Genomic DNA, 16,208 nt, shown 5'->3' with positions numbered 1-16,208 from the left:
GTTAGGAATCCCAGATGCAGCTCGGCATGATCGGTCTAGGCCGGATGGGCGGCAACATCGTCCGCCGATTGATGAAGCACGGCCACACCACGGTCGTTTACGACAAGGATCCGAAAGCGGTTGTCGCCCTTGGCGCCGACGGCGCGGTTGGCGCCAGCGCGCTGGAGGACTTCGTCAACAAGCTCGACAAGCCGCGCGCGATCTGGGTGATGCTGCCGGCCGGCAAGATCACGGAAACCACCATCGAGGCATTGTCCAAATTGATGCAGCAAGGCGACGTCATCATCGATGGCGGCAACACGTTCTGGCAGGACGACGTCCGCCGCGGCAAGGCGCTGAAAACGCGCGGCATCCATTATCTCGACGTCGGCACCTCGGGCGGCATATGGGGCATCGAGCGCGGCTATTGCATGATGATCGGCGGCGACAAAGCGGTGGTCGACCGCCTCAATCCGATCTTCAAGACGCTGGCGCCAGGGATCGGCGACATCCCCCGCACCGAGGGACGCGACGGGCGCGATCCCAGAATCGAGCAAGGCTATATTCACGCCGGCCCGGTCGGCGCCGGGCACTTCGTCAAGATGGTTCACAACGGCATCGAATATGGCCTGATGCAGGCCTATGCCGAGGGTTTCGATATCCTGAAGAACGCCAATATCGACGCCCTGCCCGAGGATCATCGCTTCGATCTGAACATCGCCGATATCGCCGAAGTCTGGCGCCGCGGCAGCGTGATCCCATCATGGCTGCTCGATCTCACCGCTTCCGCGCTCGCCAAAAACGATACGCTGGACCAGTATTCCGGCTTTGTCGAAGATTCCGGCGAAGGCCGCTGGACCGTCAATGCCGCGATCGACGAGGCGGTCCCGGCCGAGGTGCTGACGGCGGCGCTGTACACCCGCTTCCGTTCGCGCAAGGAGCATACTTTCGCCGAGAAAATTCTGTCCGCGATGCGTGCCGGATTCGGCGGCCATAAGGAGCCGAAGAAATAGCCCCCGCTCCGTCCCGGCGAAACACCCGACACCGTCAAGCCGCTGACATTTCTACGCCTAACATCTTCAAGCCCTGAACATCTTCAAGACAAAGGCCGGCCCTTCGTGACAGACAATCCTTCAAACGAGAAAAAGCCCGATCCCTGCGCCTTCGTCATCTTCGGCGCCACCGGCGACCTCGCGCATCGGCTGGTGATCCCATCACTTTATAACCTCGCCGCGAACGGCCTGTTACCCGACAACTTCTGCGTGGTCGGCGTCGCGCGCAACGGCATGCCGAACGACGAGCTGCGCGAAAGCCTGCTGAAGGGCCTTCGCCAATTTGCGACGCGCAAGGTCGATGAGGCGATTGCCAAGCGGCTGCTCGAATGCCTCACCTGCATCGAAGCCGATCCCAGCGACCCGGCCTCGTTCGACCGGATGCGCGCCCAGATCGACAAATTGGAGGCGGCGCGGAAGACCGGCGGCAACCGGCTGTTTTACCTGGCGACGCCGCCCAATGCCTTCGCGCCGATCGCCCGCGAACTCGGCCGCACCGGTCTTCTCGTCGAGGAAAACGGCGCGTGGCGGCGGCTGGTGGTGGAAAAACCGTTCGGAACCGATCTTGCTTCCGCCAGGGCGTTGAACGCCGAACTTCTGAAGATCGCCGAAGAGCACCAGATCTACCGGATCGATCATTATCTCGGCAAGGAAACCGTGCAGAACATCCTGGTGCTGCGCTTCGCCAACGGCATGTTCGAACCGATCTGGAACCGCAATCACATCGACCACATCCAGATCACTGTCGATGAGAAGATCGGCGTCGGCCGCCGCGGCAGTTTCTATGACGCCACGGGCGCCCTGCGCGACATGGTGCCGAACCATCTGTTTCAATTGTTGTCGCTGGTCGCGATGGAGCCGCCGTCGCGATTTGACGCCTTTGCGGTGCGATCGGAAAAGGCCGACGTTCTGGCCGCGATTCAGACCCAGAGCGAACAGGAGGCGCTTGAGAATTCGGTGCGCGGTCAATATCTGGGCAACCGGATCGGCGACACCGAGATCGAGGATTATCGCAAGACCGAGAATGTCAGTCCCGACAGCGCCACCGAGACCTATGCCGCGCTGAAACTGACCATCGACAACTGGCGCTGGGCCGGCGTTCCCTTTTACTTGCGCACCGGCAAGGCGCTCGGCGTCAAGCGAACCGAAGTGGCGATCAAGTTCAAGGAAGCTCCGTTCACGATGTTCAGTTGCACGGCGGTGGACCGGCTGTCGCAGAATTACCTCGTGGTCGGGGTCGAGCCGACCGAAGGCATCACGCTGCAGTTCAACACCAAGGTGCCCGGCCCGGCGGTCACGATCGACGGCGTCGAAATGAAATTCCGCTACAAGGATTACTTCAAGGCCGAGCCCAGCACCGGTTACGAGACACTGATCTACGACTGCATGATCGGCGACAACATTCTGTTCCAGCGCGCCGACAGCGTGGAAGCAGGCTGGCAGGCGGTGCAACCGTTCCTGGATGCCTGGAAGAAGGCGGGGGCGAAAGGCCTTGAAACCTACCAGGCCGGCAGCGAAGGCCCGGCCGGAGCGGAAGAATTGCTGAAACGCGACGGCCGAAGCTGGCGAAAGCTCGGTCCCAATGACTAGCAGCAGCCAGGCCGCCACGCAGGTGATCGCGGTCGCCGATCCGGCAGCGCTGGCACAGGCCGCCGCCGAACGCCTGATGGCGCGGATCGCGAAAAACAGCGGGCGGGTGGCGATCTGCCTGTCCGGCGGATCGAGCCCGAAACAGCTGTTTGAATTGCTCGCGACAGAGGCCTATCGCAGCCGGATTCCGTGGGACCGCGTACACTGGTTCAGCGGGGACGAACGCTTCGTTCCGGCGGACGATCCCTTGAGCAACATCAGGATGGCGCGGCTGGCCTTTCTGGATCGGTGCGCGCCATCAGCCAATGTCCATCCGATTTCGACCGCGGCCGCCAACCCTTTGGAGGCAGCGCGGCAATATGAGAGCGAACTGAAATCGTTCTATGGCGCGGGTGAACTTGACCCCGCCCGGCCGCTGTTCGATCTCGTGCTGCTCGGCATCGGGCCAGACGGCCATACCGCATCGCTGTTTCCCGGATATCCCGCCGTCGCGGAAACCCGGCACTGGGTGATCGACGTGCCCAAGGCCCATGTCGAACCGTTCGTGCCGCGGATCACGCTGACATTGCCGGCGCTGGCCTGTTGCCGCGAGATGCTGTTCGAAGCCAGCGGCTCCGCAAAACGTGCGATCCTGACCCGCGTGTTCGACGGCGAGGACCTGCCGGCGAACCGCGCCCGCTCCCAGGGCGAGACCATCTGGCTTCTGGACAAGGCGGCGCTGCCGGAGAATTTTCGTGCCTGAGGTCAGCCGAACGCCATGCGCCCTGATCGTGATGGGCGTTTCCGGATCAGGCAAAAGCACCATCGCCGACAAGCTGGCCGGGCGGATCGGCTGGCGCAGCGTCGACGGCGACAAATTTCATCCCGCCAGCAACGTCGCCAAGATGAGCGCCGGCCATCCCCTCACCGACGAGGATCGTTGGCCCTGGCTCAAGGCGATCGCAAGCGAGATCGATCGGACCTGCAAGGCAGGCGAGCGTGCCGTCATCGCCTGCTCGGCGCTCAAGCGTTCCTATCGCAAGGTTCTCGTGCATGGCCGAAGCGACGTCCGAATTGTCTATCTCGATGGCTCAAGGGAAGTGATCGCGGAAAGGCTCGCCAACCGCAAAGGCCATTTCATGCCGGCCGGCCTTCTCGATAGCCAGTTCAAGACGCTGGAGCCGCCGGACAGAGCCGAAAATCCCGTAACGGTCTCGATCGATGCGTCGCCTGATGCGATCGTCGACGACATCATGCGTCAGCTCGGAATATCTTTGGCCGACAACAGCGCCGCGCACAGGAACCAGCCATGACCAGGATCGCCCTCGTCGTTTCCGATATCGACGGCACCTTGCTGACCAAAAACAAGCTTCTGACCGAGAAGGCCGCGGCGGCGGCGCGGCGCCTGGAGGACAGCGGAGTCGGCTTCACCGTCACGTCGAGCCGGCCGACCATCGGCATGCGCTTCCTGATCGAGCCGCTTCGCCTCACGCTGCCATTCGGATCGTTCAACGGCAGTTCGATCTCCGATCCGCAGATGAACCCGATCGAGCAGCATCTGATTCCGGATTCGGCGGTCCGGCGCTGTCTCGATCTGCTGAACCAGTTCGGCGTCGATATCTGGCTGTTCACCAACGACCGCTGGCTTACCCGCAACGGCAACGGCGCCTACGTCCCGTTTGAACGGCGCACCATTCAATCCGATCCGACCATCGTGGAAGATTTCACGCCTTATCTTTCCGCCGCCTGCAAGATCGTCGGCTCCAGCGCCGATGCGGCGCTGCTGCAACGCTGCGAAATCGCGATGCAGGAAGCCTTGGGCGCAGAGGCGACGGCGGCCCGGTCGCAGAGCTATTATCTCGACATCACCCCGCCGGGTCACGACAAGGGCACGTTTGTGCAGGCGATGGCCAAACGGATCGGCATTTCGACCGGCGCGGTCGCCACCATCGGCGACATGCACAATGATGTCGCGATGTTCCGGGTCAGCGGCCTGTCGATCGCGATGGGCAATGCAACCGACGAGATCAAGCAGCAGGCGACCCATGTCACGACCTCGAACGAGGATGAGGGGTTTGCCGGCGCGATCGAGATGATCTTGAAGAATAACGAAGCAGGGTGACGCCCCAGGCCGTCCCGGCCTTGAGCCGGACCCATACGCCGCAGCCGTACCGATCAAGGACGATGGCTGACACCCTACTTCGACAATTCCGCTGTGGTTATTTCGAGCGCTGCATCACCGGCTTTTCGGCAGCTTTCTTCGCATCACCGAGGTTATGGGCGGTGTTGATCAGGGCGATGTGGGTCAGTGCCTGCGGGAAATTCCCGGTCTGGCGTCCCGCGTCGGAATCGAATTCCTCCGCCAATAGCCCCACATCGTTCGCCACCGCGACCACGCGATCGAACATGGCCTGCGCCTTGGCGATTTCGCCGGCCAGCACATAGGCGTCGGCCAGCCAGAGACTGCATGCCAGAAACGCGCCTTCGATCGGCTGCTTCTCCTCGGAGATTTCGCGCGGATCGTGCCGCAGCACGAAGCCGTCACGGATCATGTGGTTTTCCACGGCCTCGATCGTGCCGCGGATGCGCGGGTCCGAACCCGGCAGAAAGCCCACCGCCGGCAGCAGCAGGACGCTGGCGTCGAGCCGTTGCGATCCGTAGGATTCGACGAACGCATTCACGGCCGGGTCAAATCCCTTGTCGCAGACATCGCGATGGATCTCGTCGCGCAGGCTTCGCCAGCGGTCGAGCGGCGCCTTGAAGCCGAATTTTTCAGCGCTTTTGACGGCGCGGTCGAAGGCAACCCAGGTCATGACCTTCGAAAAGACATAGTGCCGGGCCGCGTCGCGGCGCTCCCATATGCCTTGATCGGGCTGATCCCAGACCTGCGCCAGGTGCTCGACCACCTCGACTTCCAGATCCCAGGTGCCGTCATCGAGCTTCAGGCTGGCGACGCGCGACTGGTGGAAAGCGTCGATCAGTTCGCCATAGACATCGAGCTGCAACTGCGCATGCGCGGCGTTGCCGATCCGGACCGGCTGCGCGCCCTCGTAACCCGGCAGCCAGCGCGCCTCCCATTCCAGCAGGCGGCGCTGCCCCATGATGCCGTACATGATCTGCATATTGGCCGGCGCGCCGGCGACCGCCCGCAGCAGCCAGCCATGCCAGCAGGAGGCCTCCTCGGTGTAGCCCGAGTTCATCAGCGCCAGCAGCGTGAAGGTGGCGTCCCGCAGCCAGCAATAGCGGTAATCCCAGTTGCGCGCGCCACCGAGCTTTTCCGGCAGCGACGTGGTGGGAGCGGCGACGATCCCGCCGCTCGGCGCGTAGGTCAGCGCCTTCAGCGTGATCAGAGACCGCATCACGAGGTCGCGGCTGTCGCCTTCATAGGTGCAGCGGCTGCACCATTCGATCCAGAAATCTTCGGTGTCCTGGAGAGCCTGCGCAGGATTGATCGGTTCGGGCACCTCGCGATGGGAAGGCCCGTAGGTGAGAACGAACGGGAGGGTCTCCCCCTCGCCCACCTCGAAATCGGCAATCGTGGTGAAGTGCTCGCCACGAGTCTGGACCGGCGTTCGCAACACAACCATGTCAGGTCCGCAAATCGCCAGCAGCGCCGAATCATCCTCGGTTTTCTTGACCCAGGGGATATCGGCGCCGAAGCCGAAACGGATGACGAGTTCCATCCGCAGCTTCACCCGGCCACTGACGCCGCGCACCAGCCTGACGATATCGGAAGCGTTGCCGCGCGGCGGCATGAAATCGATCACGGCAACGGTGCCGCTTTCGGTCTCGAAGCGGGTTTCCAGGATCAGCGTGTTGTCCCAATAGCGGCGCGAGGTTTCCCTGACCTGATCCGCGGGCGCGATCAGCCAGCGGCCGTGCTTTTCCGTGCCGAGGATCGCGGCAAAACACGCATCGGAATCGAAAGCGGGCCAGCACAGCCAGTCGATCGATCCGTCACGGCCAACCAATGCCGCGGTTTCGCAATCGCCGATCAGTCCATAATCTTCGATTTTACAAGACAAATTGGATCACCAGTGAGGATGCTTCAGATTCAGCTATTTGCATGGGTCCGCCCCTGCGTCGCCGCCTTGAGCGCGGCAATGTCGATGGCCGGTGCGATTTCGTCGATTGCCCGCGGCAGCCGCCGCCGCCAGTTCGGATGTTCATCAACGGTGCCGGGAATATTGGGCTGGTCGATCACGCCCAGAAGATCCTCCAGCGAGATCGTGAGCAGGCGGGATTTGGTCCGCGCCAGCAATCCCACCACCGCATAGAGATCATGGCCATCGATGCCGTTTTGACGCAGCAGTTCGGACAGCATGAACAAGGCGTGCCAGCGCGCGTCGTCGCTTTCGCCGGGATCGATGCCGAGCGATCGCTTCAGCTTGAGGTCGGCGAATGAACGCCATCCCGCATAGGTCGACAGGTCATGGGTGTTGAAGGTGACCAGCGCATTGGCCCGATAGTGATCGACGCCGTAGAACAAGCCGCGTTCGTCGCGCTCGAACATCATCACCAGATACGACCAGATGCCCCAGTCGGCCATCTGCTCGCGGAAGCCGTCCGGCACGGTGCCAAGATCCTCGCCGATCACCACGCAGCGATGCGCAACGCTCTCCTGCGCGGTGGCCGCCAATAGCGCCTCGAACGGCATCTGCGCATAGGCACCGTTGTCGGCCGCAAACCCATGCGGCACCAAGTAAAGCCGCTTCAGGCCCAGCACGTGATCGAGCCGGATCGCGCCGGCATAGCGCATCGACGCGCGCAGCATCTCCCGATAGGGCTCGAAGGATTTGATCTTGAGGCCGGCAGCGTTGAATCCGGCAAGGCCCCAGTTCTGGCCGGCGGTGTTCAAGGGATCCGGCGGCGCGCCGACGGAAAGATAACGCGAGATCGCGGCCTGTTCATTCCAGGCGTCAAATCCCCCCGCCTGCACGCCGACGGCCACATCGAGATAAAGGCCGACCTTCATGCCAAGCTTGCGCGCAAGCGTTTGACAGGCCAGCAATTGGCGGTCGGCGATCCACTGCACGAATTCGACAAACCCGATGTCGGCGGCGTCCGGCCCCTCGCGCAATCTGGCGCAGGTCGCATCATCGGGCTGCCGCCACGATTCCGGCCATTCCCACCATGCCGTGTTGAATGTGTGGCGCAACACCTCGAAGCAGGCAAAGCGCGACAGCAACGGACCGCGCTCGGCGCGAAATTTTTCGAAGTCCTGCCGGTCGGCGTCCTTCGCGCCCGTCCTGAATTTCTCGAACGCCGCACGCAACGCCTGCCATTTCAGCGCGGCGACGGCGGCGTAATCGACGAGATCGCCGGCTCGCAGCTTTGCGATCGCCTCGCCGCTTCCGGCCGGCGCGCCGTCGAGTTTTTCGACATCGATATAAAGTGCGTTGAGAAACAGCCGGCTGTTCGGCGAATAGGGGCTGCAATCGCCGGGACGATCGTCGAACAGAGCGTGCAGCGGATTGAGGCCGACCCCGTCGGCGCCCAGATCCGCCGCCAGCTTGATGAGGCCTTCAAGATCGGTGAAGTCCCCGATCCCCCAATTGCGTGCCGAACGCACGCCGTAGAGCTGGACCGCCAGCAGCCAGCAACGGTCGAAATCGCCGCCGAACGCCCTGGCGGGTGCGACAATCAGCGGCGCCTCGTCGGTCAATGACGCGGCGTCCGTCATGTGCAGCCGGTAGGAGCCAAGCGGCAGATCGCCTGGCCAGACGATCACGCCGTCCGCCGTCTGGCCTTCGGCGATAACCTTAACGCCGGCCAGGACTTTCCAGCGCACCGGCGCTTCGGCAGCCTGCGGAAGTTGGGTCCGCGAGGATTGGCCTGAACGAATCACGACCGGTTGGTTGAGAAACCGGTGCGGCGCCTCAATCGGCAGCGCGTCGAGAATGATTTTCAGGGCGGCTTCATCCGTCACATGCCGGTGACCGTGCCCGTCGATAAATTCGGTCTGAAGCCCGAGACCCGCAGCTTTGGTGAAAAGATTCATTCGACACGCTTGTTTGCACGCAACGGGATTAGGGATATCGCGAAATTCTCTAGACAGGTTAAGAGGATAGACGTGTTTAACTCAATATCATCCTCCGCGTTCCCCGGGAACCAATGCCTCACGAATGGCTTTTTATACAGGTTCAAGAGGTCTGTTATCCCGCGGGGGACGTTGTCTCCATATCTGTGGCATCACCGTGAACAAAACTGCTCAAACTGTCGAGAGCGCTGCGGTAGGCGGCACTTTCCATATCGAAGATGTTTACCCGTTGATCGATGGCGGCCGTTTCCCGGTCAAGCGCATCGTCGGCGAACGCGTCGAGGTCTGGGCGGATGTCTACCGCGACGGCCATGACGTAACCGCGGCGGCGCTGGTCTGGCGGCTCGAGCGCGAGCGGGAATGGCGCCGCGCGCCAATGACCCAACACGACAATGACCGCTGGAGCGGGTCGTTCGTGCCGGACGCGCCCGGGCGCTATGTCTATGCCATCGAGGCCTGGAGCGATGAATTCGCCACTTGGAAACACGGCTTTGAGCTGAAGCAGAAAGCTGGCGCCGATCTCGCCCTCGACGCGATCGAGGGAGCCGGCATGCTGACCAAGGCGCAATCCGGCGGCGACGCGGCGTCAGCCGTGATCCTGAGGCAATGCGAGCAGTTTCTGCGAACCGGCGACACCGCGCCGCTTTTGACCGATGAATTGCAGAGCGCGATGGCCGAGAGCCAGTCGCGGCCCGACCTGACGCGATCGCCGCTGTTTCCGTTCATGGCGGACCGGCCCCGGGCCAGAAACGGCGCATGGTACGAGATGGTGCCGCGCAGCCAGGGCCAGATACCCGGACAGCACGGCACATTCCAGGACTGCATCGCCCGGCTGCACGATGTCGCGGAGATGGGCTTTGACGTGGTCTATTTCACGCCGATCCACCCGATCGGGAAAACCAACCGCAAGGGCCGCAACAATGCGACAATGGCTGCCGAGGGCGACCCCGGAAGTCCGTATGCGATCGGCGCGGCGGAAGGCGGGCACGATGCGGTGCATCCGGAATTGGGCACGCTGGAGGATTTCCGCGAATTTGTCGCGGCCTGCCAGGCGCACGGCATGGAAGTCGCGCTCGATTTCGCCGTGCAATGTTCGCCGGACCATCCGTGGCTGACGCAGCACCCGCAATGGTTCAAGCGCCGGCCGGACGGATCGATGCGCTATGCGGAAAACCCGCCCAAGAAATACGAGGATATCGTCAACCCTGACTTCATGTCCGAAGACGCCGGCGCGCTGTGGAATGCACTCCGTGACGTGGTGCTGTTCTGGATCGACCAGGGCGTCAGGATTTTCCGGGTCGACAACCCCCACACCAAGCCGCTTCCGTTCTGGGAATGGCTGATCCATGAAGTCCAGCTTCGCCATCCCGATGTCATCTTCCTCGCCGAAGCGTTCACACGGCCGAAGCTGATGAAGGGGCTCGCCAAGCTCGGCTTCACGCAATCCTACACCTACTTCACCTGGCGGACCCAGAGGGGCGAACTGGAGCAATATCTGAACGAATTGACCGCCTATCCGGACCGCGATTTCTATCGCCCGAATTTCTTCGTCAATACACCCGACATCCTGCCCTTCCACCTGCAGGGCGGCGAGCCCTGGATGTTCAAATCCCGCGTCGCGCTGGCCGCCACGCTGTCGAGTTCCTACGGCATCTATAACGGCTTCGAACTGCTCGAACACGAGCCTCTTCCGGGGCGCGAGGAATATCTCGATTCCGATAAATACGAGATCAAGGTGCGCGACTGGGACAAGCCCGGCAACATCAAGCCCTATATTCGCGAGCTCAACCGCATCCGCCGCGAGAACACCGCGTTGCAGCAGACCAGCAACCTGCGTTTCCTGCCGATCGAGGACGGCAATGTGATCGGCTTTGTCAAGGAATCGGTCAACCAGACCAACAGCCTCGTCGTCGCGATTGCGCTCTCCCCTGATCCGCACGAATTCTGGCTTCCGCTCGGCGACATCCAGGTCGGCATGGCCGGCGACCGCCGCAACGTCGCGGCCGTCGAGAACGTGGTGACGGGGGAACGTCACCCGCTTGAATGGGGCGGCATTCACCTGCGGATCGATCCGATGCGCGATCCCGCCCTGCTGTTTCGCTGTCTGGCGTGAGAAGCCGCCTCATGAATGTGATGTCGTCCATCGACGCCAAGGATTCGCCCGCCAGCGAAACGGTGGACGAACTCTGGTACAAGGACGCCATCATCTATCAGCTTCACGTCAAGGCCTTTGCCGACAGCAATCATGACGGCATCGGCGATTTTGCAGGGCTGACCGAAAAGCTCGGCTATCTGCAGGATCTCGGCGTCACCGCGCTGTGGCTGCTGCCGTTCTATCCGTCGCCCGGGCGCGACGACGGTTACGACATCTCCGACTATGGCGATATCAATCCCGATTTCGGGACGATGAAGGATTTCAAGCGCTTCATCCAGGAGGCGAAGAAGCGCGGCCTCAAGGTCATCACCGAGCTTGTCATCAACCACACCTCCGACCAGCACGACTGGTTCAAGCGCGCGCGCCGCAGCGACCCGAAATCGAGCGCCCGCAACTGGTATGTGTGGAGCGACACCGACCAGAAATATCTGGGCACCCGGATCATCTTCACCGACACCGAAAAGTCGAACTGGACCTGGGATCCGGAAGCCGGGCAGTTCTACTGGCACCGCTTCTTCTCGCACCAGCCCGATCTCAATTTCGACAATCCGCGCGTCGTCAGCGCCATCATCCAGGTCATGAAGCGCTGGCTCGACGCCGGCGTCGACGGCTTCCGGCTCGACGCCATTCCCTATCTGTGCGAGCGCGACGGCACCAACAACGAGAATCTTCCCGAGACCCACACCATCATCAAGAAGCTGCGGGTCGCGCTCGACAAATATTCCAGGGGCAAGGTGCTGCTGGCCGAGGCCAATCAATGGCCGGAGGACGTGCAGGAATATTTCGGCCGCGGCGACGAATGCCACATGGCCTATCATTTCCCGCTGATGCCGCGGATCTACATGGCGATCGCCCAGGAAGACCGCTTTCCGATCACCGACATCCTGCGCCAGACCCCGGACATTCCGAACAACTGCCAGTGGGCGCTGTTCCTGCGCAACCATGACGAGCTGACGCTGGAAATGGTCACCGACGTCGAGCGCGACTATCTGTGGTCGACCTACGCCAACGATCCCCGCGCGCGCATCAATGTCGGCATTCGCCGCCGCCTGGCGCCGCTGATGGACAATGACCGGCGCAAGATCGAACTGATGGACTCGCTGTTGCTGTCGTTTCCGGGCACGCCGATCATCTATTACGGCGACGAGATCGGCATGGGCGACAATATCTATCTCGGCGACCGCAACGGCGTGCGCACGCCGATGCAATGGTCGCCGGACCGCAATGGCGGCTTCTCGCGGGCCGACCCGGCGCGGCTCTACGCCCCGACCATCATGGACCCGGTCTACGGCTATGAAGCGGTCAATGTGGAGGCTCAGTCGCGCAGCCTTTCTTCGCTGCTCAGCGCGACCAAGCGGCTGATCTCGGTGCGGAAATCGACGCTCGCTTTCGGCCGTGGCACCATGACGTTCATCCGTCCGCTGAATCGCGCGGTGCTCTCCTATGTCAGGCAGCATGGCGACGAAGTGATCCTGTGCGTCGCCAACCTCTCGCGCTCCGCCCAGGCCACCGAGCTCGACCTCTCCGCCTGGAAAGGCCGCATTCCGCTGGAAATGCTCGGGCGCAGCCGCTTTCCGGTGATCGGCGAACTGCCCTACATGATTACGCTGGCGCCCTACGGCTTCTACTGGTTCCAGCTTCAGGAGCCGGACAAGTCCGCGCCCGTCGTGCCGAGAGCCGTGCCCGAATTCGAGACGCTGGTGGTGCCGGTCAATTCGACCTGGGTATCGCTCGCCCGCACCCGCGGCGTGTTCGAGCGCGACGTGCTGCCGGGCCATCTCGCGCGCACCCGCTGGTATCCGGAACGCTCGCCCAAGGCGATCCATCCGACGCTGATCTCCGCCGTTCCGTTCTGCGACATCGGCGACAACCGGCCCTGGCTCGCCATTTTCGAGACCACGCAGCGCGGCACCACCGGCCGCTACATCGTGCCGATGCAGATCGAATGGGTGCGCTTCGATCGCGAGCGCTACAATCCGCATGCGCTGGCGGCGGTCCGACAGGGCGCGCGCGAAGGCACGCTGCTGGACGTTGCGACCGACCATATCTTCATCGCGCTGCTGCTGCGCAATCTGCGGGAATCCCTGACGGTCGAAGAGAACGATCTGCGGCTCGAATTCAGGCCGACCAGCAAATTCTCGGACCGGCCGGTCAGGCAGCCCGACCGCATCCGCGCCGTCGAGACCGAGCAATCCAACAGCACGGCGCTGGTGGACAGCGACTACGTCGTCAAGGTTTACCGCAAGCTCGAATCCGGCATCAATCCCGAGATCGAGATGGGGCACTTCCTCACCGAAGTCGCGGGCTTCGCCAACATGCCGGCCCTGCTCGGCAGCGTCGAACTCGTTCACGGCGCCACCAAGAGCGCGATCGCGATCGTCCATGCCTTCGTCGAGAATCAAGGCGACGGCTGGACCGTGACGGCGGCCTATCTCGATCGCTTCGTCGATGAACAGCGGTTGATCGGGGTAAGCGAGCAGCCGGGCGAAAGCGAGGAACAAACACCTTATCTGCGCTATGTGTCGCAGACCGGACGGCGTCTGGCGGAGATGCATGTCGCGCTTGCCAGCAACACCGATCTCCCTGACTTCACGCCGGAGCCGGTCAAACTCGAAGATGGGCGGCGATGGGTCGACGACATCATGGCGCGCGCCGATCGCGTGTTCGACATCCTGACGCAACGCCGCGCCTTGTTCAGGGAAGCGGATCGCTCCCTCATCGATGAGCTGCTGGCGCAGCGCTCGGCCCTGCCCGACCGGTTGAAGGCGCTGTTGCCGCGCGAGGGCGAGTGCCTGAATATCCGCCAACATGGCGACTTCCATCTCGGACAGATGCTGATCGCCAAGGACGATATCTTCATCATCGATTTCGAAGGCGAGCCACGCCGCTCCCACAATGAACGCCGGCGCAAGGCACCGGCGGCGCGCGACGTCGCGGGCCTGATCCGCTCGATCGATTATTCGGCAACCGCCGCGCTGGAGCGCGCATTGAAAGTGGCCCCCGACGAGAATGGCAAGCTCATGGCGGCCCTCGTCGAATGGCGCGATCGCGCGACCGCGGCGTTTTTGGCCGCCTATCGCGAGGCCATGACCAATCAGAACCTATGGCCGGCCGACCGCCGCGCCGCCAGGCAGATGCTGAACTTCTTCCTGCTCGAAAAAGCGTTCTACGAAATCGAATATGAACTGGCGCACCGGCCGGATTGGCTCCGCGTCCCGCTTACCGGTATGCTTCGGATATTATCCGAGCAACGCAACGAGGCCTCATGACCGAATTGTCCGCCGAGGCCTATGCTATCATCGAAGGCCGCCACTCCGATCCGTTCCACTATCTCGGACTGCACCCGGAGGGCAGCCATAACATCGTGCGCGCGTTCCTGCCCGAGGCCTCGAATGTCGAGGCGGTCGGCGAGCATGGCGAAGCCGCGCCGCTGGCGCGCATTCACGATTCCGGCCTGTTCGAGGGCGCGCTGCCGAACGGCTCCACGCGCTATCAATTGCGCGCCCGCTTTGGCGACCGCGTGGTGGACCTCGAAGACCCTTACCGCTTTCCGCCCATCCTGACCGATTTCGACCTGTATCTGCTCGGGGAAGGCACCCACCAGCGGCTTTATGACAGGCTCGGCGCCCATCCGGCGACGCTCGACGGCGTCGATGGCGTGACGTTCGTGGTGCTGGCGCCCAACGCGCGGCGGGTCAGCGTCGTCGGCGATTTCAATTTCTGGAATGCGCGGCGGCATCCGATGCGCCGGCGCGGCGTCGGCTATTGGGAACTGTTCATTCCGCGCGCGCGCGCCGGCGACCATTACAAGTTCGATATCATCGGGCCGCAGGGCCAGCATCTGCCGCTGAAGTCCGATCCGATGGCGTTCGCCGCGGAAGTGCGCCCGAGCACCGCCTCGATCGTTCTCGACGAGACCAAAATTCCGCATCCGCGGCCCGCGCCGGCGGACATCAACGCCTTGAGCGCGCCGATGTCGATCTATGAGGTCCATCTCGGCTCGTGGCGCCGCAAGGACGGCAATGAATGGCTGAGCTATCGCGAGCTGGCCGAGCAGCTTCCGCGCTATGCGCGCGATCTCGGCTTTACGCATGTCGAATTCCTTCCGGTCAGCGAACATCCCTTCGACGGCTCGTGGGGCTACCAGCCGACCGGCCTGTACGCGCCGACCAGCCGGTTCGGGCCGCCGGAAGATTTTGCCGAACTGGTCGATGCCTGCCACCGTGAAGGACTCGGCGTGTTGCTGGACTGGGTGCCCGGCCATTTTCCCGACGACCCGCACGGCCTCGGCGACTTCGACGGCACTGCGCTTTACGAACACGCCAATCCGATGCAGGGCCGCCACCTCGACTGGGGCACGCTGATCTATAATTACGGCCGCACCGAAGTGACCAATTTCCTGGTGTCGAACGCGCTGTTCTGGCTCGAGCGCTACGCCATCGACGGGCTGCGGGTCGATGCGGTCGCCTCCATGCTCTATCTGGATTACAGCCGGCCGGCCGGCGGCTGGATCCCGAACAAATATGGCGGACGGGAAAATCTCGAGGCCATCGATTTCCTGCGCCGCTTCAACACCGAAGTATACGCGCGTTTCCCGCAAGCCACCACCGCCGCGGAAGAATCGACCTCCTGGCCGCAAGTATCCCGCCCGGTCGAATTCGGCGGGCTCGGCTTCGGCTACAAATGGAACATGGGCTGGATGCATGACACGCTGAATTACATCAGCAAGGACCCGATTCACCGCAAACATCACCACGGCGACATCCTGTTCGGCCTGCATTACGCATTCTCGGAAAACTTCATCCTGCCGCTCTCGCATGATGAAGTCGTCCACGGCAAGCGTTCGATCCTCGGCCGCATGCCCGGCGACGAATGGCAGCGCTTCGCCAATTTGCGCGCCTATTACAGCTTCATGTTCGGACATCCCGGCAAGAAGCTGTTGTTCATGGGCGACGAATTCGCGCAGGAGCGCGAATGGAATCATGATCAATCGCTCGACTGGCATCTGCTCTCGCAGAGGAATTATGCCGGCGTCCAGGCGCTGGTCCGCGATCTCAATCGGCTTTATCGGGCATTGCCCGCGCTGCATGAGCTCGATTGCGATCCGGCGGGCTTTGAATGGATCATCACCGATGACGCCGGCGGCAACGTGTTCGCCTGGATCCGCAAGGGCAATGATGCGCGGGCGCGGTGCCTCGTCGCCGTCAATTTCTCGCCGAACGTCTATTACAATTATCGCGTCCGGGTGCCGTTCACCGGCAAATGGCGCGAAATATTCAATTCGGACTCATTACATTACGGCGGCAGCAATGTCGGGAACATCGGTGAAGTCCAAACACTGGAAGGCCTTGTCCCCGAGCTCAGCCTCACCATCCCGCCGCTGGCTGCCATCTTTCTCGTACCGGAAGGCTGA

10 protein-coding genes are annotated in these 16,208 nt (G+C 62.6%); 8 read left to right on the top strand and 2 right to left on the bottom strand.

Features of this window, described 5'->3' with window-relative positions:
- Positions 1–14 precede the first annotated feature (14 nt).
- From gnd to HB630_RS00840, 5 genes are all read left to right on the top strand, one after another.
- Positions 15–992, top strand: coding sequence for a phosphogluconate dehydrogenase (NAD(+)-dependent, decarboxylating) (gene gnd / locus HB630_RS00860; RefSeq protein ID WP_213769477.1), 978 nt, complete (start codon positions 15–17; stop codon positions 990–992).
- Between the two features lie 105 nt (positions 993–1,097).
- The gene (zwf, locus tag HB630_RS00855) at positions 1,098–2,621 is read left to right on the top strand and encodes a glucose-6-phosphate dehydrogenase (RefSeq protein WP_213769476.1); all 1,524 of its coding nucleotides are present in this window, start codon (positions 1,098–1,100) and stop codon (positions 2,619–2,621) included.
- Positions 2,614–3,363 carry a 6-phosphogluconolactonase gene (gene pgl, locus HB630_RS00850; protein WP_213769475.1) on the top strand — a complete coding sequence of 250 codons (750 nt, stop codon included), beginning with the start codon at positions 2,614–2,616 and terminating at the stop codon, positions 3,361–3,363. The genes zwf and pgl overlap by 8 nt, the downstream gene beginning before the upstream one ends.
- A gap of 31 nt (positions 3,364–3,394) precedes the next feature.
- Positions 3,395–3,913, top strand: coding sequence for a gluconokinase (locus tag HB630_RS00845; protein WP_213770657.1), 519 nt, complete (start codon positions 3,395–3,397; stop codon positions 3,911–3,913).
- Complete coding sequence (locus HB630_RS00840; RefSeq protein WP_213769474.1) at positions 3,910–4,722, top strand: HAD family hydrolase; 813 nt, start codon at positions 3,910–3,912, stop codon at positions 4,720–4,722. Before HB630_RS00845 ends, HB630_RS00840 begins: the two co-directional genes overlap by 4 nt.
- A 97-nt stretch (positions 4,723–4,819) precedes the next feature.
- Here HB630_RS00840 and HB630_RS00835 read toward each other — a convergent pair whose 3' ends face one another.
- Positions 4,820–6,625 carry a glycoside hydrolase family 15 protein gene (locus HB630_RS00835; protein ID WP_213769473.1) on the bottom strand — a complete coding sequence of 602 codons (1,806 nt, stop codon included), beginning with the start codon at positions 6,623–6,625 and terminating at the stop codon, positions 4,820–4,822.
- Positions 6,626–6,654: 29 nt separating this feature from the next.
- A complete protein-coding gene (gene malQ / locus HB630_RS00830) occupies positions 6,655–8,601 on the bottom strand; it encodes a 4-alpha-glucanotransferase (RefSeq protein WP_213769472.1) in 1,947 nt (648 codons plus the stop codon).
- A 196-nt stretch (positions 8,602–8,797) separates the two neighbouring features.
- Here malQ and HB630_RS00825 point away from each other — a divergent pair, with 196 nt between their 5' ends.
- Genes HB630_RS00825 through glgB form a run of 3 tightly spaced genes read left to right on the top strand, consistent with a single transcriptional unit; the run spans position 8,798 to position 16,208 of the window.
- Positions 8,798–10,753 carry an alpha-1,4-glucan--maltose-1-phosphate maltosyltransferase gene (locus HB630_RS00825; protein WP_346656014.1) on the top strand — a complete coding sequence of 652 codons (1,956 nt, stop codon included), beginning with the start codon at positions 8,798–8,800 and terminating at the stop codon, positions 10,751–10,753.
- An 11-nt stretch (positions 10,754–10,764) separates the two neighbouring features.
- Positions 10,765–14,064 carry a maltose alpha-D-glucosyltransferase gene (gene treS / locus HB630_RS00820; RefSeq protein WP_213769470.1) on the top strand — a complete coding sequence of 1,100 codons (3,300 nt, stop codon included), beginning with the start codon at positions 10,765–10,767 and terminating at the stop codon, positions 14,062–14,064.
- Positions 14,061–16,208 carry a 1,4-alpha-glucan branching protein GlgB gene (glgB, locus tag HB630_RS00815; protein WP_213769469.1) on the top strand — a complete coding sequence of 716 codons (2,148 nt, stop codon included), beginning with the start codon at positions 14,061–14,063 and terminating at the stop codon, positions 16,206–16,208. The genes treS and glgB overlap by 4 nt, the downstream gene beginning before the upstream one ends.

This window comes from Bradyrhizobium sp. dw_78 (assembly GCF_018449525.1).
GTDB lineage: Bacteria > Pseudomonadota > Alphaproteobacteria > Rhizobiales > Xanthobacteraceae > Bradyrhizobium.
This window is presented reverse-complemented; position numbering and strand designations above follow the sequence as displayed.